This is a genomic window from Azospirillum sp. SYSU D00513 (assembly GCF_017356015.1).
GTDB lineage: Bacteria > Pseudomonadota > Alphaproteobacteria > Azospirillales > Azospirillaceae > Azospirillum.
Genome location: NZ_JAFIQV010000006.1, coordinates 13,882 through 34,348 on the forward strand (window position 1 = coordinate 13,882; position 20,467 = coordinate 34,348).

At 70.2% G+C, this 20,467-nt stretch carries 13 protein-coding genes; 9 read left to right on the forward strand and 4 right to left on the reverse strand.

The genetic code is table 11. From position 1 onward, the window contains the following. The first annotated feature begins 83 nt into the window (after positions 1-83). The 9 genes from JUB11_RS06285 (at position 84) to JUB11_RS06325 (ending at position 13,509) form a co-directional block, all read left to right on the forward strand. Positions 84-2,453, forward strand: coding sequence for a cytochrome P450/oxidoreductase (locus JUB11_RS06285; protein WP_207457384.1), 2,370 nt, complete (start codon positions 84-86; stop codon positions 2,451-2,453). Between the two features lie 96 nt (positions 2,454-2,549). Beyond that, positions 2,550-3,578, forward strand: coding sequence for a TRAP transporter substrate-binding protein (locus JUB11_RS06290; protein ID WP_207457386.1), 1,029 nt, complete (start codon positions 2,550-2,552; stop codon positions 3,576-3,578). Between the two features lie 103 nt (positions 3,579-3,681). Next, positions 3,682-4,167: a TRAP transporter small permease subunit gene (locus JUB11_RS06295; RefSeq protein WP_207457387.1), complete on the forward strand. Its 486-nt coding sequence runs from the start codon at positions 3,682-3,684 to the stop codon at positions 4,165-4,167. Continuing rightward, entirely contained in the window at positions 4,164-5,465 is a 1,302-nt protein-coding gene (locus JUB11_RS06300) for a TRAP transporter large permease (protein ID WP_207457389.1), read from the forward strand. Before JUB11_RS06295 ends, JUB11_RS06300 begins: the two co-directional genes overlap by 4 nt. Positions 5,466-5,837: 372 nt before the next feature. After that, complete coding sequence (locus tag JUB11_RS06305; RefSeq protein ID WP_207457392.1) at positions 5,838-6,020, forward strand: hypothetical protein; 183 nt, start codon at positions 5,838-5,840, stop codon at positions 6,018-6,020. A gap of 267 nt (positions 6,021-6,287) precedes the next feature. Beyond that, complete coding sequence (locus tag JUB11_RS06310; protein WP_207457394.1) at positions 6,288-6,593, forward strand: Nif11-like leader peptide family natural product precursor; 306 nt, start codon at positions 6,288-6,290, stop codon at positions 6,591-6,593. A gap of 443 nt (positions 6,594-7,036) precedes the next feature. Next, the gene (locus JUB11_RS06315; protein ID WP_207457396.1) at positions 7,037-8,314 is read left to right on the forward strand and encodes an NHLP bacteriocin system secretion protein; all 1,278 of its coding nucleotides are present in this window, start codon (positions 7,037-7,039) and stop codon (positions 8,312-8,314) included. 52 nt (positions 8,315-8,366) lie between these two features. Next, positions 8,367-10,565, forward strand: a complete 2,199-nt coding sequence (locus JUB11_RS06320) for an NHLP family bacteriocin export ABC transporter peptidase/permease/ATPase subunit (protein WP_348771370.1) — start codon at positions 8,367-8,369, stop codon at positions 10,563-10,565. A 16-nt stretch (positions 10,566-10,581) separates the two neighbouring features. Further along, on the forward strand, positions 10,582-13,509 hold the full coding sequence (locus JUB11_RS06325) for an NHLP bacteriocin export ABC transporter permease/ATPase subunit (RefSeq protein ID WP_207457400.1): 2,928 nt from the start codon (positions 10,582-10,584) through the stop codon (positions 13,507-13,509). Here JUB11_RS06325 and JUB11_RS06330 read toward each other — a convergent pair. From JUB11_RS06330 to JUB11_RS06345, 4 genes are read right to left on the reverse strand one after another with little or no spacing between them, the layout of a single operon-like run. Next, positions 13,431-16,352 carry a type 2 lanthipeptide synthetase LanM family protein gene (locus JUB11_RS06330; RefSeq protein ID WP_207457402.1) on the reverse strand — a complete coding sequence of 974 codons (2,922 nt, stop codon included), beginning with the start codon at positions 16,350-16,352 and terminating at the stop codon, positions 13,431-13,433. The genes JUB11_RS06325 and JUB11_RS06330 overlap by 79 nt on opposite strands. Next, positions 16,349-16,789 carry an ATP-binding protein gene (locus JUB11_RS06335; protein WP_207457404.1) on the reverse strand — a complete coding sequence of 147 codons (441 nt, stop codon included), beginning with the start codon at positions 16,787-16,789 and terminating at the stop codon, positions 16,349-16,351. The genes JUB11_RS06330 and JUB11_RS06335 overlap by 4 nt, the downstream gene beginning before the upstream one ends. A 30-nt stretch (positions 16,790-16,819) precedes the next feature. Next, on the reverse strand, positions 16,820-18,064 hold the full coding sequence (locus tag JUB11_RS06340) for an ABC transporter substrate binding protein (RefSeq protein WP_207457406.1): 1,245 nt from the start codon (positions 18,062-18,064) through the stop codon (positions 16,820-16,822). Position 18,065: 1 nt separating this feature from the next. Further along, a complete protein-coding gene (locus JUB11_RS06345) occupies positions 18,066-20,159 on the reverse strand; it encodes a SpoIIE family protein phosphatase (RefSeq protein WP_207457408.1) in 2,094 nt (697 codons plus the stop codon). Between the last annotated feature and the right edge of the window lie 308 nt (positions 20,160-20,467).

The window sequence follows — 20,467 nt, forward strand, 5'->3', positions numbered from 1 at the left end:
TCTATATATGTTCGGAGAACGCACAGTCATGTGCGTTATTTGTAAACCAAACGAATTGGTTCCGCACGCCGGGAGGCCTCCAGATGACGCAGCATCGCAGCCCTTCCACGGCGCGTCCCGGCGCCGGGGCCTGTCCGTTCCATGACGCGGCATCCGGAGCGGGCGGCCATGCCGGCGTCTCTCCCACCGGCTGCCCCGTTTCCCCGAACGCCGAGGCCTTCGACCCCTTCGAGGGGCCGTATCAGGTCGATCCGGCGGAGGCGCTGCGCTGGTCGCGCGACCAGGAGCCGGTCTTCTACAGCCCGAAGCTCGGCTATTGGGTGGTCAGCCGCTACGAGGACGTGAAGGCGGTGTTCCGCGACAACGTGACCTTCTCCCCGTCCATCGCGCTGGAGAAGATCACTCCGGTCTCGCAAGAGGCCCAGGACACGCTGAAGCGTTACGGCTATGCGATGAACCGCACGCTCGTGAACGAGGACGAGCCGGTGCACATGGAGCGGCGCCGCGCGCTCATGGATTCCTTCTCGCTGGAGGAACTGGCGCACCACGAGCCGATGGTCCGGCGGCTGACGCGGGAGTATGTGGACCGCATCGTAGACCGCGGCAAAGCCGACCTGGTCGACGACATGCTGTGGGAGATCCCGCTGACCGTGGCCCTGCACTTCCTCGGCGTGCCCGAGGAGGACATGGATACCCTGCGCGAATACTCCATCGCCCACACCGTCAATACCTGGGGCCGCCCCTCGCCGGAGCAGCAGGTGGCCGTGGCCGACGCGGTGGGCAAGTTCTGGCAATATGCCGGCAAGGTGCTGGACAAGATGCGCCAGGACCCTTCCGGCCATGGCTGGATGCAGTACGGCATCCGCCGCCAGAAGGAGCTTCCGGAGGTCGTCACCGACTCCTACCTGCATTCCATGATGATGGCCGGCATCGTCGCGGCGCACGAGACCACGGCCCACGCCGCGGCCAACATGTTCCGCCTGCTGCTGGAGAACCGCGATGCCTGGCGGGAGGTCTGCGAGAACCCCTCGCTCATTCCCAACGCGGTGGAGGAGTGCCTGCGCTACTCCGGCTCGGTCGTCGCCTGGCGGCGCATCGCCACCGCCGGCACGCGCATCGGCGGGGTCGAGATCCCGAAGGGCGCCAAGCTGCTGATCGTCAGCGCCTCGGCCAACCACGACGAGCGCCATTTCGAGAACGCGGACGAGCTGGACATCTACCGCGACAACACCACCGACCACCTCACCTTCGGCTATGGCAGCCACCAGTGCATGGGCAAGAACCTCGCCCGGATGGAAATGCGGGTCTTCCTGGAGGAGCTGAGCAAGCGCCTGCCGCACATGGAGCTGGTGCCCGGCCAGACCTTCACCTTCCTGCCCAACACCTCCTTCCGCGGGCCCGACCATCTGTGGGTCCGGTGGGATCCGGCGCGGAATCCGGAACGGCGCGACCCGTCCGTCCTCGAACGCCACGCCGGCTTCAGGATCGGCGCGCCGGCCAAGCAGGACGCCGCGCGCGGGCTGCGGGTGGCCGAGGTCCATGCGGAGGCCGATGGCATCGTCCGGCTGGTGCTGGAGGACCCGCGCGGCCACCGGCTGCCGCGCTGGACCCCCGGTGCCCATATCGACGTGATCGCCGGGGACCATGTCCGCAAATACTCGCTGTGCGGCGACCGCGACGACGGGCACCGGCTCCAGGTCGCCGTGCTGCGCGACCCACGGGGCCGCGGCGGCTCCGCCTACATCCATGAGACGGTCCGGCCGGGCGCGCTGGTCCGGGTGCGCGGCCCCAAGAACCATTTCCGGCTGGACGAGGAGGCCGGCTCCTACCTGCTGATCGCCGGCGGCATCGGCATCACCCCGATCATCGCGATGGCCGACCGGCTGAAGCGGCTGGGCAAGGATTACGCGATCCATTACGCCGGTCGCACGCGCGCCGGCATGGCCTTCGTCGAGCGGCTGCGGCGCGACCATGGCGGCCGGCTCAGCCTCTACCCGGCCGAGGAGGGGCGGCGTATGGATCTCGCCCGGCTCGCCGGCGAGCCGCGGCCGGGCCGTCAGGTCTACGCCTGCGGGCCGGAGCGGCTGCTGACCGCGCTGGAAGCGCTGGGACGCGACTGGCCCGAGGGCATGCTGCACATCGAGCATTTCAGCACCAGCGGCACGCAGCTGGACCCCAGCCGGGAAACCGGCTTCGCGGTGGAGCTGAAGGATTCCGGCCTGACGGTCGAGGTTCCCGCCGGCCAGACCATGCTCCAGGCCCTGCGCGCGGTCGGGGTCGATGTCCCGAGCGACTGCGAGGAGGGGCTGTGCGGCACCTGCGAGGTCGCCCTGCTGGAAGGCGAGGTGGACCACCGCGACAAGGTGCTGAGCCAGGCGGAGCGGAAGGAGAACCGCCGGATGATGGCCTGCTGCTCGCGGGCCAAGAGCGGCAGGATCACGGTGGCGCTGTGACTCAGCGCTGGCCGGCCCGGGGCGGGGCGGAGCGGCGATACCGTTCGAATGAAAGCGTCTTCCGCGAAGCTGGAAGAACCACGAGGGAGGAAAAGAATGACATTCATCACGAAGCGGACGGCCACGAAGCTGGCGGCGCTCGCCGCGACCGCGCTGTTCCTCGCCGACACGGCGGCGGCGCAGACAACGTTGAAGCTCAGCCACTATCTGCCGCCGGTCCACGGCATCCACACCGATTTCATCGTGCCCTGGACCGAGCAGGTGTCCCAGTGCAGCGGCGGGGCGGTCAAATTCGAGATCTTCCCCGGCGGCACGCAGCTCGGCAACGTCGCCAAGCAGCAGGAGCAGGTGATGGCCGGGGTGGTGGACATCGCCCATGGGCTGCACGGCATCCCGCGCGGGCGTTTCCCCCGCACCTCGCTGATCGAGCTTCCCTTCATGACGCGCGACGCGGGTGCGGCCAGCAAGACGCTGTGGGAGATGTACCCGGACTATCTGGCGCCGGAATACCGCGGCCTGAAGGTGCTGGCGCTGCACGCCCACAACGGCGGCCTCATCCACACCTCGAACAAGAAGGTCGAGACGATGGAGGATCTGAAGGGGCTGCGGCTGCGCACCCCCAGCCCCGCCGTCTCCGAGATGCTGACGGCCCTCGGCGCCACGCCCCAGGGCCTGCCGCCCGGCGAGGTCTATGAGAACATCCAGAAGAACGTGATCGACGGCACGGTCTTCCCCTGGGATCCGGTCAAGTCCTTCGGGCTGAACGAGGTGCTGAAACACCATCTGGAGGCCGGCACCTACACGGTTCCCTTCTTCTTCGTGATGAACCAGCGCAAGTACGAGGCCCTGCCGGAACCGGTGCGGATCTGCATCGACAAGGCTTCCGGGGACGCGCTGGTCGCCAAGTTCGGCGACTGGTGGGACAAGTGGGACGAGGCCGGCCGCACCGAGGCCAAGCAGGCCGGACACACCATCACCGAACTGAGCGAGGAGGAGCGCGGGCGCTGGCGCGAGGCACTGCAGCCGGTCATCGGCGCCTACATCCAGCAGACCGCCAAACAGGTGGACAACGCGCAGGCGATCGTCGACGAGATGCGTAAGCGCCTCGCCGAGAAGCAGAAGTGACGGCCGGGTCCGGCTGAATCCCGACCGGGGCCGCGAGGATGGATCCCCCGCGGCCCCTCTTGCCCTTCTCCTCGCCCTTCTCCTCCCCGGCACCGGAGCCGTCATGAGGCCATTGGTCCAATCCCTGCGCGCTCTCATCGTCGGCGCCGCCGTTCTGGGCGTGCTCGCCTATGCCGCCGCCGCGCTGGTCACGGTCGCCGACGTCGTCGGCCGACAGATGGCAGCGCCGATCCCAGGCGTGGTCGATCTCGTCCAGCTGTTCGTGCTGGGTGGCGCCTGGCTGGTCATTCCCTACGCCTTCCTGACCGGCGCGCATGTGGGGGTGGACCTTCTCGTGGAATCCTTTCCCGATGCGGTCGGGCGGGGATTGCGGGCGGTGGCGAGTGTCGCCGCCGCGGGCCTGCTGGCACTGATGCTCGTCCACTGCTACGAGGCTTTCCAGCAGCAGCTGATGTTCGGCGACCGCTCGCAGCAGCTCGGCATTCCGATCATCTGGTACTGGGTGCCGCTGCTGGCCGGCATGGCCCTGTCCATCATCGCCGCCCTTCTCACCATCTTTACCGCCCCGCGCACGCAGGCCACGTCATGAGTTCCGCACTTCTGGGTTTCCTGGGTTTCGTCGCGGCGCTCGTGCTGATCGCCTTCGGCTTTCCGGTCGCGGTCGCGATGGCCGTCATCGGGGTGGCCGGCTTCTGGTGGCTGAACGGCTGGATGGGCGCCGCCTTCATCCTCGGCTCGTCGCCCTTCGAGGCGATCTTCCCCTATTCGCTCAGCGTCGTCCCGCTCTTCGTGATGATGGGCGTCTTCGCGGCGCGGGCGGGGCTGTCGCGCTCGCTGTTCGACATGGTGAACGGCTTCTTCGGCCATGTGCGCGGCGGGCTCGCGGTGACCGCGATCGGCGCCTGCGCGCTGTTCGGCGCGATCTGCGGCTCCTCGCTCGCCACGGTCGCGACCATGGGCCGCGTCGCCATCCCCGAGATGAAGCGGCACGGATACAGCGACAGCCTCTCCTCCGCCGCGATCGCCGCCGGCGGCACGCTGGGGGTTCTGATCCCGCCCTCCATCCTGCTGGTCATCTACGGCATCCTCACCCAGACCTCGATCGGCCAGCTCTTCATCGGCGCCATCGTTCCGGGCATGCTCGGGGCGGTCCTCTACGGTGTCGCCGTCATCATCCGCGTGCGGATGGCGCCGGAACTGGCGCCGCCGACGCCCCGGACAGGCTGGACTGCGCGCATCGCCTCGCTGGGCCGCGTCTGGGGCGTCGTCCTGCTCTTCACGCTGGTGATCGGCGGCATCTATCTCGGCCTGTTTTCCCCCACGGAAGCGGCGGCCGTCGGTGCCGTCGGCGCCTTCCTCCTGGCGCTCGTCTCGGGCGAACTCGACCGGGCGGCGTTCCGCGACGCGGTGCGGGAGACGGCGGGGCTGACGGGGATGATCTTCTTCATCCTGATCGGCGCTTCGCTCTTCAATTACTTCCTGGAGACGACCGGCCTTCCCAACGCGCTGATCGGCCTGATCCAGAACAGCGGTCTGAGCCCGGCGGTGGTGCTCATCCTGATCATGCTGTTCTACATCGTGCTCGGCTGCTTCATGGATTCCATGTCCATGATCCTGCTGACGGTGCCGTTCCTGGCGCCGGTCGCCCAGGCGCTCGGCTACGACATGGTCTGGTTCGGCATATTGATCGTGACCGTGGCCGAAATCGGCCTGATCACGCCGCCGATCGGCATGAACCTCTTCGTGGTCCAGGCGACGGTGCCGGGCCTGACGCAACGGGCCGTGGTGAGCGGCATCCTGCCCTTCATCCTCGCCGACATCCTGCGGCTCATCCTGCTGGCCGCCATACCGGCGCTGACCCTGTGGCTGCCGTCGAGGATGTTCTGACGCACGGGGCGGCGTCGCCGGAACCGCTGCCCTCGTTGATATGTCCAGGCACGCCGATCTCCCACAGGCACGCCTGAGCAATGGAGAAAGAAAGATCCCCGCTTTCTTCCGGGTTCCGCATCGAAATCTTGGCTGGGGTCCTCTTTCTTCACGCGTATTGGGTGCGGGAACGCCGTTCCCGTGTTCATCGCCTGCCTCGCTCACCACGGCAACCTCGACATCAAGAAAAAAGACGACGTCCACAAGATTACGCTTTAAAAAGATATTTCCGCACGCATCAACAAATGCGGCGATTAGAAATGGTAATTATCTATTAGCATATGGCATGTAGCTAGGATCTCAGCAGAAACCATTTTCCAATGGGGCGATCGGATGAGCAGTTCTAGCCGATATGCAGTCCTTCACAACGCAAAGAAGAAAAGCTGGAGCGTTATTGATCGTGTTTCCAACGACAATGCGCAGGCGAAGGGCAACGCGTTGACCGGGCTTTCCAGGGTGGTTGCGATCGTGTGGGCGGACCGGCTCAACAGCGAAGCCGACAGCCGGAGCCTCTGACCGGTTCCGTTGCGGCGTTCGGCGTAGGGGACGGGGAGCACGGGGCGAGGGGCGCCTGTTTCGGCATGCCGTCGGTGGGAACGGCTCCGGCCCTGTGAAGGGGCCGCTTCATTTGGTCCTCGATAGAAATAATCCCCGTCCGGAAGGCAGCGTAACTACAGGCTGCAAAGAAGAAAGCCCGCCCGGACGGCATCGACTTGCATGCGGAGTTGACGGAACAGGCGGGACGCTGCACCTTGTCTACCTCTATCGAATAGGGAGGGAACAATGGCCGGCACGCAGGACAATCTGGACAAGCTCAAGGACCTCATCGCGTCCGATCCCAACGCCATGCAGGGCGCGGCGGCCTCGGGCGATGTGAAGGAGGCGTCCAAGGCTCTGGCGCAATACGCGGCGTCGAAGGGCATCAGCCTGACGCCGGAAGAAATCGAAAAAGCCTTCACGAGCAACGACGCTCCCGCCTCTTCCAGCGAGCCGCTGGACGACGAGGCGCTGGACAACGTCTCCGGCGGTGGTTCGCCCTACTGCATCCTGACGAAGGGCTGCTACTGCATCCTGACGGGCAGGATCTAACCGACGGCTTCCGGAAAAGGACGGCGGACCCGGATAATGGGCCGCCGTATCGGTACGGCGCTCGGCCCGTCAATTCGCAAGGGGGCCGGCCGGGTTTCCACGTTCTTTTCCAGCCGCTCGACGTCCTGTGCACTCATCTCTTCATCCTGCCCCGGTCGAGGTGTGAAGGCTGTCGTGGGCCGGTTGTGCCGTCAATCGAAAGTCGCGATCCGCTGGTAATCGGCACGGGACTTTGGGCCTCCACCCGGCGTGGGCACAAGATCGGAACGCAAGAAAGCGCCCTCCCGGCGAACAGAACCGCTCGCCTCTCTAACGGCGTGGAAAGTCACAGCCGGATTACTACGTCCGTCTTGCGAAGGCGCGCCGTTTCGCGCAGCTTGTGAGAGGACGCGTGTGGTTGGACATGCGGTCCGCCAATCCGAACAAGGCTCGAATCCGGACCGATGGCGACTACCAGGCTCACCTTCCGGAACACCAACCCGGACCAGCTCGACCGCATGGTGCGGGTCGCCACGCCGTCCGGCTGGCTGGTGCTGGCGATCCTCGGCGCCACCGTGCTGGGCGGGCTGGTCTGGGCCTCCGTCTCCACGGCACCGGTCAAGGTCCGCTCGACGGGAGTGCTCCAGGGAAGCGGCGGCGTGCTGCTGGTCTCCGCGCCGAACTCGGCGCCCGTGGCCGAACTGGACGTGCGCGTCGGCAGCCGGGTGAGGCAGGGCGACATCGTCGCGCGGCTGAGCGAGCCGGTGCTCGACGCCCGGGCCGACACCGTCGCGGCGCGGCTGGCCGGACTGGCGCAGGAACGGTCCCGGCTCTCGGCCTTCCAGGCGCGGGAGCGCGAGGTGCGCGAGCGGGCGGACGCCCAGCGGCGCCAGGGGCTGGAGCGAACCTTGGAGCAGCTGCGCCAGCGTGAGGCGACACTCGTGCAGACCTTGGCGAACCAGCGCGACCTGCTGGCGCGCGGCTTCGCCACCCGCGACCGGCTCCAGGCCGCCGAGAACGATCTGGACCAGGCGCGCCGCGCCGCGATCGACGCGCGCAATTCGCTGAACGCGCTGCTGGTCGAGGCCGACGAGCGCGGCGTGCGCGCCGAGCGCGAACTGATGGACCTCGACGCCCGGCTCAACCAGGCTCGCCAGGAGCAGGCGGAAGTCGCCGCCGAGCGCGCCGCCCGGACCGAGGTGCGCGCGCCCGCGGCAGGCCGCGTCATCGAGCTGTCGGTCGCCGCGGGCGACCGGGTTCCGGCCGGCGCCGCGCTGATGCGCCTCGTGCCGGAGGAGGCGGATGCTCCGGAGACGGGCGCCGGAGGGCTGGAGGCCGTGCTCTACGTGCCGCCGGCCGACGGCAAGAAGGTCCGTCCGGGCATGGCCGTGCAGGTCGTGCCCTCGACCGTGCGGGTCGAGCGCGACGGCTTCATCCAGGGCGAGGTGGTGGCGGTGTCGGAGATTCCCGCGACGCGCGAGGCCATCCAGCGCACGCTGAAGAACGACACCTTCGTCGCCAAGCTGACGGCCGACGGCCCGCCCTTCGAGGTGCGGGTAGCGCTGCGGCCCGATCCAAACACCGTCAGCGGCTTCGCCTGGTCGTCGGACCTCGGCCGTACGCGCGCGGTCGAAAGCGGCACGGTCGTGGACGGGCTGGTGGTGGTCGAGCGCGTCCGGCTCATGACACTCGTCTTCCCCGCCTTCGATTCCGTCCTGCACGCGCTGGGGCTGGAGCCATGACGGCCGCCTTTACGGACGTCTTCGCAGGGCGCGCCCGATGAGCGCGGAGGCCGTGGCTTCGAAAACGCCGGTGCGGCGTCACCGGGCGCGCCGCACCCCCACCATCTTCCAGATGGAGGCGGTGGAGTGCGGGGCGGCGGCGCTCGCCATGGTGATGGCGCATCACGGCCTCTGGATTCCGCTGCCCGAGTTGCGGGAGACCTGCGGCGTGTCGCGCGACGGCAGCCGCGCCTCCAACATCGTGCGGGCGGCGCGGCGGCACGGCTTCACCGCCAAGGGCTTCCGGTGCGAGCCGCAGCATCTCGGCGATTTCCCGATGCCGGCCATCGCCTTCGTCAACATGAACCATTACGTCGTGCTGGAGGGGGTGCGCGGGCGGAAGGTCCATCTGAACGACCCCGCCGCCGGCCGGCGCGTCCTCACCCAGGCGGAATTCGACGCCATCTTCTCCGGCGTCCTTCTGACCTTCGAGCCGAACGCCGAGTTCCGGAAGGGCGGTGTGCGGCCGCAGCTCTGGAGCGACCTGTCGGCCCTGCTCGACGGGGCGCGCGGCGCCTTTCTCCTGGCGCTGCTGGCCGGGCTGACGCTGGTCCTGCCGGGGCTGGTCGTGCCGGCGGCGACGCAGATCTTCGTGGACTATTACCTGACCGACAGCCAGCCGCACTGGATGCTGGGCCTGCTCGGCGTGCTGGCCGCCGGATCGCTGATCCAGATCGGGCTCACCGCCCTGCAGGAGGGCGTGCTGGCGCGGCTGCGCACGCGCATCGCCGTGCAGGCGGCCGGGCGCATGGTCTGGCGCATGCTGAGGCTGCCGGTGCGCTTCTTCGGCCAGCGCCATGCGGGCACCATGGCGGGGCGGATCGACCTCGCCCGCCAACTCGGCGCCCACGCCGCCGATCAGACACTGAAGGCGGCGCTCGGGGCGGTGAGCTGCGTCTTCTTCGCCCTGGTCATGCTGACCTACAGCCCGCTGCTGACCGCCCTGACGCTCGGCGTGACCGGGCTGCTGCTGGCGATCTTCGCGCTGGTGCAGGGCCGGCTGGAGGAGCTGGCCCGCAAGGCCGGCATGACCGGCGTGAAGCTGCACGGCCGGGCGATGCAGGGCATCGGCATGATCGAGACGCTGAAGGCGAACGGCACGGACGGCGCCTTCTTCGCGCAATGGTCCGGCTATCTCGCCCTGCTGGTGCGGGACCGGCAGGCCGCCGGCCGCATCGAGGCGCTGCTCGGCGCCCTGCCCGAAAGCCTGATGATGCTGAGCCGCGCGCTGGTGCTCGCCGTCTCGGCCTGGCTGGTGGCACGGGGCGAGATGACGCCCGGCGAGATGGCCGCCTTCCAGGCGCTGGTCACCGCCTTTACGGCGCCGCTGAGCGCGATGATCGCCCAGACCGCGGCGCTGAAGCAGGCGCGCGGTTCGCTCGACCAGTTCACCGACGTGGCGACCGCCGGCATGGCCTGGGAATTCGAGGGCGAGAATGAAGGCGGGGAGGGAGGGCCGAGGACGGTCGCGACCGCCACCGGGCGCGTGCGCAAGCTGAGCGGCCGGGCGGAGGTGCGGGGCCTCTCCTTCGGCTACAGCCCGCTCGCCGACCCGCTGGTCCGGGGCTTCGATCTGGAGCTTCCGCCGGGCTCCCGCGTGGCGCTGGTCGGTGCCTCGGGAAGCGGCAAATCGACCATCGGCCGGCTGATCTGCGGCCTGTTCGACCCTTGGGAGGGAGAGATCCTGCTGGATGGCCATCCGGTCCGCTCGCTGCCGCGCGAGATCCTGCGCAACTCGCTGGCGGTGGTGGACCAGGACATCATGCTGTTCGACGGCACCGTGCGCGACAACATCACGCTGTGGGACGACACCATGCCCGAGCAGCGCATCGTGCGCGCCTGCAAGGACGCCGTGATCCACGACGACATCGTGGCCCGCGTCGGCGGCTACGGCAGCCGGATCGAGGAGGGCGGACGCAACTGGAGCGGCGGCCAGCGCCAGCGTCTGGAGATCGCCCGCGCGCTGGTGGCGGAGCCGAGCCTGCTCGTGCTGGACGAGGCGACGAGCGCGCTCGACCCCATCGTCGAGAAGGAGCTGATCGACAACATCCGCCGCCGCGGCTGCACCTGCCTCATCATCGCCCACCGGCTCAGCACGATCCGGGATTGCGACGAGATCATCGTGATGGACCGCGGCCGGGTGCTGGAACGTGGCCGGCACGAGGAGCTGATGGCGGCCGGCGGCCATTACCGCCGCCTGGTGGAATCGTGAGGACCGGACGGTGAGCATGGCCGATCCCATAGCCGACTTCCTGGCCGGCACCGTCCGGGAGGACCGACGCGTCTTCGACGTGACCGGGAACCGCCCGCTGTCGCTCGACGATCCGGGGCGCCGCTTCCTCGTGCTGCGCGGGGAGGTGCAGGTCTTTTTGGTCGAGCGGTTGGAGGACGGGCGCCCCGGCACGCGGCAGCACCTGTTCGGCGCGCGGGCCGGCGACCTGCTGTTCGGGATGGACAGCGCTGCCAGCCTGCTTGACGTGATGTTCCTCGCCGCCGGCACGCCCGACACGCGTGTGGCCGAGCTGGACCGGGCCGCCGAGCTGGACCGTGCCGGCCTCGCCGAGGGCGACGCGGCCGGCGCGGTGGAGCGCTGGGTGGAGGGGCTGTCCCAGGCCATCACCCGCCACATCGTCCCCCGGCCCCGCTTCGACGGGATCGTGGCGGCGGGCGAGACCGTTCCCGTGCCCAAGGGGGGCCGGGTCGGCGGGGCGCACGGCGTGGCTTGGTGCCGGGCGGACCGGGACGGAGCCCTCTACGTCGACCTTGAGCCGGTCGAGGAGGACGGCCCGCCGCTGCCGCTCACCGCCGACGGCTGGATCGTCGTGCCGGAGGGCGCGTCCGTCACGGCCGTCTCCACCGCTGCCCTGCTGGAGGATGACGGGCTGGAGGCGGCGCTGGAGCGCTTCCACGCGCTGGCGGTGGACGTGCTGCCCACGGCCTTGCGTCTCGCCTCGGTCGATGAGCTGAACCGGCTGCGTGCCCGCGCCGAGGGCAACCGCCGCTCGGCCGACCTAGCCCTGCGCGCGCTGGGCTCCGTCCTCGGCACCGGGAATGGCGGAGGAGAGGACCTCCACTCCGACCAGCCGCTGGTCCTGGCGCTCGCGCATCTGGGGGCGGCACTGGGCTTTCAACTCGAATTGCCGATGCGTCGCGACGACGAGCCGCGCCCGCTGACGCTCGACGAGATCGCCCGGGCGAGCCGGTTGCGGACTCGGGCGCTGACGCTCGATCCCGGCTGGTGGAAGACCGATTCCGGCGCCTTCCTGCTGCTGCGCGAGGACGGGGCGGGGCCGCTCGCCCTGGTGCCGGCCGGGCGTGGCGCCTACGAGGCCTACGACCCCGTCGCGCGGTCCGCGATACGCCTGACCGGCCGGGAGGCCGCCGCGTTGCGGGGCGAGGCCTTCGCCCTCTACCCGCCCTTGCCCGACCGTCCGCTCACCGTCCGCGACCTCGTTGCGAACACGCTGAAGGCCCGGAGGGGCGATCTGGCGACGGTCGCCGGGGCCACCTTCCTGGCCGGCTTGCTCGCCATGGGCGTTCCCCTGGCAATGACCTACCTGCTTGACTCGGTCATCCCCGACAACAACCTCGGCAAGATCGTCGAGATCACCGCCGGACTCGCCATCCTGTCGGCCATGACCCTGCTGCTGCGCATGGCGGCACAGCTCACCATGCTGCGGCTGGAAGGGCTGGAGGGCAGCCGGCTGCAGGCGGCGGTCATGGACCGGCTGCTGCGCCTGCCCACCGGTTTCTTCCGCGATTTCACCACCGGCGACATGGCGACGCGGGTGCTGGCGGTGGCACGGCTGGAGAAGGCGCTCACCGCCTCCATGGTCGGCTCGGTGATGACCGGCATGATCGCTCTCGTCTCCTACGGGATGATGCTCGCCTATTCCTGGCGGCTCGGCCTCGTGGCGATCGGGCTGACGATTTTGCTCGCCGCCATCACGCTGGCGCTCGGCTGGGCGCGCGTGCGTCGCGAGGCCGAGGCCGTGGCCCGGGACGGCGAGGTGGTCGGGCTGTCGCTGGAACTCGCCTCGGGCATCTCCAAGCTGCGCCTCGCCGCGGCGGAGGACCGCGCCTTCTTCCGCTGGGCGCGGCTCTATGCCGGCGCCAGCCGGTCGCATTTCCGCGCGGACCGGGCGGCGGGGCTGCTGGGCGCCGTCACCGCCGGCTACACGGGACTGGCGACGGCGGCGCTGATGGCCGCCTGCGTCTATGGCGGGCTCGCCGAGGGGACCGGCCTCGGCCTGCTGGTCGCCTTCCTGACCGCCTTCACCACCGCGCTCGAAGGGGTGCGCGGGTTGGCGACGGTGGCGGTGGAGATCCTGGCGCTCGGCCCGGTCGTGCGCCACGCCGAACCGATCCTGAAGGCCCGGCCGGAGGCCGACATCGACAAGGCCGATCCGGGGGAGCTGTCCGGCGCCATCGAGATCTCGCGCCTGACCTTCCAGTACCATCCGGAGGCGCCGCGCGTCTTCAACGACCTGTCGGTGAGCGTCCGGCCGGGCGAGTTCGTCGCCTTCGTCGGCCCGTCCGGGACCGGCAAATCGACCCTGTTCCGGCTGCTGCTGGGCTTCGAGCAGCCGAACTCCGGCGTGGTCCTCTATGACGGGGTGGACCTGGCTGGGCTCGACGTTCAGGCGGTGCGGCGCCAGTGCGGCGTGGTGCTCCAGAACGGGCGGCTGATGCCGGGCAGCCTGCTGGACAACATCCTGGGTGCGGCCACCCACCTGCCGGAGGAGGCCGCCTGGGAGGCGGCGCGGCAGGTCGCCCTGGCCGAGGACATCGAGGCCATGCCCATGGGCATGCACACGGTGGTGACCGACGGCGGCTCCGGTCTGTCGGGCGGCCAGATCCAGCGGCTGCTGCTGGCGCGCGCGATGGTCGGAAAGCCGCGCATCCTGCTGCTGGACGAGGCGACGAGCGCGCTCGACAACCGGACCCAATCCGCCGTGACGGACAGCCTGAACCGCATCGCCGCCACGCGGCTGGTGATCGCGCACCGGCTGAGCACGGTGGAGAAGGCCGACCGCATCGTCGTCTTCAACAACGGCCGGGTCGAGGAGGAGGGGAGCTACGCGGCGCTGATGGCCCGCGACGGCTTCTTCGCCGCCTTCGCCCGCCGCCAGCTCACCGGCGCCGGCGCGCCGTAGCCCGGCAGCAGCACGCCGGCGGCAAAGGCCGGGGCCAGCCGGCGCACCAGCAGATGGCCGATCCCGGCGATCCCCCGGAACAGCGAGGGATCTTCAGGCGCGCCGGGCGCACCGGCGGACATGAAGAGCCCGCCGCCCGCCGCCCAGCCCGGCAGACGTTGCGCCAGGGCGGCCTCGATTTCCCCCTCCAACTCCCGGTCGCCCAGGGCCGCCGCGAGGACGGAGAGGATCTCCAGCCGTCCGGCCTCGCCGCAGCAGAGGTCGTCGCTGCCGGGGATGGGGGTGCGCCGGGTTGTGGCAATAGCGGTGGCGATGGACTCCCGGAAGGCGGCACCCGCATCCTGCCCGGCGTCGTCCAGAAGCCTCAGCGCCGCGTGGCGGGCGAGCGCGATGCCTGGCGCGCCGTGGCACCAGGTGCACAGGACGGTGTCCGGCCGCCGCCCGTTGCCGGGGCGGTGCCAGTTGCCCAGCGCCGGGTCGAACAGCGTGTCCTCGTAGGCGAAGGCCTCCAGGGCGGCTTGCCCCAGCGCGTCCTCTCCCGTCACGGCACGGATCCGCAGCAGCGCCGCCGCGATCCCCGCCGCCCCGTGGGACAGGCCGGGCAGGCCGCTCCCCTTGCGGTCCGGCCAGTCCCGCAGGCTTGGCCCTGCTTGGCGGGAGGCCGACAGGATGGCCTTTCCGGATGCGGCGAGGGCACCGACAATCGCCGGGTCGTTCCCCGCCACGTCATGCAGGGCGCCGAGCCCGAGCGCCAGCCCGGCGGCGCCGTCCATCAGGTCGGGCAGGGGACCCTCGGCCTTCAGCGCCGTCCCGGCCGCTCCGGCCAGCGTCACGGCGTCGGCGATCATCGCCGGCTCCTCCAGCAGCGTGCCGCACCAGGCCAGCCCGGCGATCACCCCGCCGATGCCGCGCCCGTAGCCGGGGCCGAGCCGCGCCGCCAGTCCGGACGCATCGCCGTTGCGGATCCGGTCCCGGACGGGACGCAGGGCTTCCGCCGCGAGGCGGGCCGGGCCGTCCTCGTCCAGCGCGCGCGCCGCCTCGGCGAGGAAGACCGCGATGCCGGCAGCACCATAGCACAGCCCCGGCCCGACCGGCGCCACCGGGGCCGGCATCTGCTCCCAGAAGCGGACCCAGGCAACCGAGTCCGGACCCAGCCGGACGCTCAGCTCCTCCACCCGGCCCGCCACGCGCCGCAGGGCGTCGCGGGCATCAGTTGTCGGTGGAGCGGCTTGTGTGGCCGCCGGCTCGGCCCGGGGTTCCGGGCGGCGCAAGGCCGCGCGCAGGAGGCCGGCCTTGGCCCGGATCGTCCCTTCGTCCAAGGCGAGGAGCGCCCGTTCGACCCGCTCGTACATGGGCGTCGCGAACACCCGCCCGATGGGGGCGCCCTCGACGGAACGGGCGGTGCGGCCCGACGGCGCGAAGGTGAAGGCCGGCACGTCGAGCCGGTCCATGGCCACCGCCTCGGCCCGCAGCACCGCCCGCCAGCGCTCCCGGTCGCCGATGAGAGCCGGGCGCCTCTCGGCGCGGGACAGGCGGGTCCGGAACACCGACTCGTCCGTCAGCCCGTCGCCCGACAGGGCCGGTTCCAGCACGAGGGCATAGAGGTTCGTCGGCGCGCAGAGCAGACGCATCCGGGCACGGCGGAACCGCCGGAGCGCGCCGCCGGGGCCGAGCAGGTCTGCGCGCCGCGCGGCGACCGCCGCCAGCGTCGCCGCGAAGCCGCGCGCCAGGGCGTCGGCGTGGTCGCGCACGTCGAGCCATTGCCCGTTCAGCCGCGGACCGTTCGGGTCGAATCCGGCGACCGGCCCGCTGGCGGCGTGCATCCAGTCGCTGCCCGGATGGGCGAGCCGCCGTCCCTCGCGCACCGGCCCCGGCCCGGCGCCCGCCGCGGCCGCCGCCGCCATGGTGGCCCCGCCGTCGTAGGAGGTGAAGACCGGCAGCACCCCGTTGGTGAAGAGGTGCGGGTCATCCAGCGGATCCTGGCAGCCCAGGTCGGCGGGGCCGGGCTGGAACAGGCATTCGAGGTCGAGGATCATCGGCCAGGCACCGGCCGCGATGAGGTTGTCCGGGTGGATGTCGCCGCCGCGCAAGAGGTCCAGCAGGGCCAGCAGCCCGCCGCACCGCTCGTAGAAGGCGCCAGCCTCCTCCGCGCCGCGCAGATCCTCGTGCCGCACCCATTCCATCCAGCCGTGGGTGCGGCGGTCGATGACCTGCGGCGCCCTCTGCCGTGGGGCGCCGTCCTGCCCCGATACGGCGCGGAGCAGCCGGCTGAACCCGGCCTCGGCCGCGAGCGAGCGGGGCTTGTAGGCCAGGGTGCGGCCGTCGGCGAAATCGATCCGTCCGACCGTGCGGCCCGCGTGCGGGTCGGACAGGCCGAAGGCAATCCCGGCGACCGGGGGCACGCCCGCGCGCCAGTCCCTATGGCTCGCCCGCAGCGCCCGCTCGTCGGCGGCGAGATGCGCGGCGAAATCGGCCATGGCCGCGCGCCAGTCCTCCGCCATCGCGCGCAGGCGCAATGCCAGGACCGGCCAGCGGTCGAGGAAGCGGCCGTCGGCCAGGGCGGCGGACAGGAAAGCGTCATAACGCTCGCGCGGTACCCAGTCGGGCGTGTCCCGGTGCAGCCGGGCGAGCAGGGGCAGTGGGTTCTCCGCCCGGAAGGCGTCGAGCAGGGCCGGCCCCGCCGTCTCGCCCAGCCGCCGCCACAGCGCCCGTTCCGCCCCGGCCCAGGCATCGGGCGTGATGCGGCTCCCGGCCTCGGCGCGGGTCCGGGCGAGCCCGTCGCGCGCGGCGGCGACGACCGGCTCCAGGAGCGGGGCGAAGGGGACGTCAGCCGGGCCGGTCATCGGTCGGTTTCGTCACCGGCGGCCAGGGTCTTGGAAAAACGGATCTGGTTGAGGGTGCCGTTGCGGCGGTACTCGACGTCCTGCATCAGCGTGCGCAGGAAATGCACGCCCAGCCCGCCGATGGCCCGGTCCTCCAGCGAGGCGTCGAGGTCGGGCGGCGGTGCCGAGAGCGGGTCGAAGGGGCGGCCGTCGTCCACCACCTCCGCCGTCAGCCGGCCGCCGGCAAGCTCCAGCCGCACCTCGATCTCATGCGGCCCCTCGTCGTCGTAGCCGTAGGAGACGATGTTGGTGATCAGCTCGTCCAGCACGAGGTTCAGGTGGAAGACGCTCTGCGGCGGAACCTCGTGCTCCTCGCAGAAGGCCTCCACGGCCTCGGCCAGCGGCTCGATCTCCGAGAGCCGGTTCGCCAGCCGGACCTTCAGGCCTGTTCCGTTCATCGCCGGCTCCCGTTCCGGGTCATGTCCGCCTCACATCTTCGGTGCCGGACCCGCGATCTCCTCGAACAGCTCGTCGCTGGCGATGAGGATGTCCACGGGCGGGTCGTAGCCGATGATCTCGGCGGTCTTCAGGTTCAGCGCGATCTTGGACGGGGCGAGCCAGCGCTGCTCCAGGTCACGCGGCCTGGCGCCGTTGAAGACCTTCGCGATGGTCTCAGCGTGGAACTGGCCGACGTAGCTGTAGCCAGCCTGGGAGATGCTCATCAGCACGCCGTGCTGCACCTCCTGCGAGCCGAGCATGGAGAAGGACGGGATCTTGGCCCGGTTGACCGGCGCCAGGATGTTGGGCAGGTTGCCGACGGTCACGCCGCGGTGGACGGTGACGTAGACGGCGTCCACCTTCGGCGCCAGCTCCGCGTAGCAGCCGGCGACGCGCGTCTCCGCGACCTCCTGCGCCACCCCGCTGAAGGGGGCGAGGCAGCGCACGATCTCGAAGCCGTTCTGGGCCGCCACCCGCTCGACCTCCTCGACGCCGGCGAAGGTGCGGCCCTCCGGCGTGTCCTCGTAGACGAGGCCGAGCCGCTGGAAGCCGATGACGTCGTGGAAGATCTCGACCTGCCGGGCGTAGCGGTCTGGCTCCACCTTCGCGTGGAGATGGTCGAAGCCGGAGTCGGTGGCGCTCCGCACGATCTTCGAGCCGACCGGGTTGCTGGTGGAGGCGACGACGGTCGGCACGCGGTGCGCGTCGTTCGCCAGGTCCTGCCCGGCCCAGGTGCCCATGGCGATCATCAGGTCGATGTCGCCGGCGCCGTTCAGCCGCTCCAGCAGCGCGCCCTTCGTTTCCGGCCGCTTGGCGGCGTCGAAGTTTCCGGCGGCGTAATAGGCGTCCGCCGGGAACTCCAGATAGTCGCTCTTGGCGTTGGCGGACAGCCAGCGCCAGAAACCGCCGGGTTCCGGGTTGTTCTCCGCCGGGAACTGGATCGGCTCGATCCAGCCGAGATTGATCAGCCCGCGCAGGGTGGTCTTCAGGATCACCTCGTAATCGGGGTACTGACCGCCCTCCAGATAGCCGATCCGCCATTTCCGGCCGTCCTTCAGCCGCGGCGCCGTGGCGTAGCTGCCCTTGTCGCCCAGCGGGACTTGGGCCGCCTCCTGCTGGGGGGCCGCCTCCTGCTGGGGGACCGGCGGCGCGGTCTGCGCCTGGGCCGGCAACGCGAGAAGGCCAAGAAGGAGGCCGGCGCCGGCCAGGCGGGCGAGGCGGGTCGGTGCGCGCATGCTAGATTTCCTTCACCAGCGGGGTGGGCACGAGCGGGACGGGCCCGCCGTTCGGCGTCACGCCGCAGAAGCGCAGGGCCAGAACGGTGATGTCGTCGGACTGTTCGGCGCCGTTCGCGTGCTCGGCGACGCTGTCGACCACGGCGTCGACGATGGTCCGGGCGGTGCGGCCCGGCCCGCCGCCGTTCATGAGATCCAGCAGCTTGGCGTCCGAATACTGCTCGTTGTCGGGGTCCATCGCCTCGGTCACGCCGTCGGTGTAGAGCAGCAGCGTGTCGCCCGGCGCCAGCTCCACCGTCGCCGTGCCGTAGGGCACGCCCTCCATGATGCCGCAGGCCATGCCCGACGTGCCCGCCTTCAGGTACCGCGCCTTGCCGTCCGCCCCGACCAGCAGGGGCGGGTTGTGGCCGGCGCTGGCGTAGCGGACGGCGCCCGTGCGGATGTCCAGGATGCCGACCACAAGCGTGACGAACATCATGTTCGGGTTGTCGAGCGACAGCTCGTCGTTGACCCGCGCCAGGATCTCCGCCGGCTCGCCGGTGCGGTCCGCCATGACCTTGATGAGGGTCTTGGTGATCGCCATGAACAGCGCCGCCGGAACGCCCTTGCCGGACACGTCGCCGACCGTGAAGCAGAGATGGTGTTCGTCCAGCAGGTAGAAGTCGTAGAGATCGCCGCCGACCTCCTTGGCCGAGCGCAGGGCGGAATACAGCTCGAAGCCGTGCGATTCCGGCGGCTCGGGAAAGATCTTGGGCAGCAGCCCGAGCTGGATGTCGCGGGCGATGGTCAACTCGCTCTCGATCCGCTCGCGCGCGGCGGTCGCGTCCATCAGCCAGCGCACGTTGTCGCGCAAGGAGCGCTCCATGTAGACGAAAGCGCCGGCGAGCCGCCCCACCTCGTCCTTGCGGCGCTCCGGCAGGTCGGCGATCCCCCTGCCGGCGGGTGCCGGGGCGGGCTTTGAGAAGTCCTGGCCCGACAGCTCGTTGGCGTAGCGGGTGAGTTGCACCAGCGGCCGCGCCAGCCGCGCCGAATAGAGATAGCCGAGTGCCGCGCTGACCAGCAGCACGACCGCGAAGATGGCGCCCTGCCGCGCGATCAGCAGCTGGGCAGGACGCGCGATCTCCTCGGTCGAGGTGGTCGCCACCACGTACCAGTCCAGCGCCTTGAAGTAGGAGGCGTGGGACTCCATCCGCTCCCCGCCGGCCGAGGCGTGGTAGACGGAGGTGGTCCCCTCTTCCGTCGCGGCGGCCTTCAGCTCGTCGAGGAGCCGGCCGCCGGACAGCGCGTTGCGTTCTCCGGCGATGCCGGGATTGCCGCGCGGCGGGACGACGACCTCGCCCTTTCCATCGAAGACGAAGACGGTGCCGGTGCGCGCCACATGGATCGCCGGCATGGTGACGCGCAGCTCCGCGACGAAGGCGTCGATGCGGCGGCGGACGTCGGCTTCCACATCGCGCACGTCGTTGACCGTGCCCACCACCCAGTTCCAGCGGCGCAGCAGGAAGAAATGGCCGAACTTCGCCACCGTCTCGTCCCGGCCGATCTCCTTCCAGCGGTAGGTGGAGAAGGTGCTGCCGTAGCGCTCCGTCTCCTCCCGCACGGTCTGGACGACGCCGCGCCCCTTGTAGTCGGTGAAGCCGCCGAGATCCTGGCCGATCATTTCCGGCTCGGGATAGGCCAGCGCGCGGCCCTGGAGGTCGAAGGCGAAGAGATATTGCCGACCGGCCTCGTCGAGCCGGGCGTGGGTCAGCCAGTCCAGCGCCGCCACGCGGGCCTCGTCCTCCGTCAGGCGGCCCTCGTCGGCGAGTGCGGCGAAACGCTCCAGCGTCGCCTGCACCATGCCGCTGGTCTGCTTGAGGTGCTGCTTGCGCGCGGTGATGGTGCGGACCTTTTCCGCCACCAACCCGCGGTACCGGTTGGTGATGTCCGCCTTGACCAGCCGGACGACGTTGCGCGCCCCCTCCATCTCCGCATCGAGCATGGCGCGCTCGACGTCGTGCTTGCTCAGCACCATCACCGTCGCGGCGATGACGCCCAGCAGCAGGATGACCAGCAGGAAGACCTTGGCCTTGAGGGAGTTCAGAACGGCCGCCATGCGCCTTGCCCGCCCAGTGTCGCGGTTGAACAGTCACGGGTGAACAATCGCGGTTGAACGCCGCAATCACCTTTCGTCCTGCCCGGTGCCGAACCGTACAACAGGTCGCCGCGCCGTTGCTAGAGCCGACACCCGCTCCACGGCTGTGATATCCACCGCCCGCCGCGTTGAACGGCCTATACGGTTCGACTATGCTCATGCTATGGCAGTCACGGGTACTCGGGAATTATTGTTTATATTACTTTCTCCTCCCGCAATCTGCGGGGGTGGCGCCTGATCGCATTGCCTTGCCCGGCCGTCTCATGGAC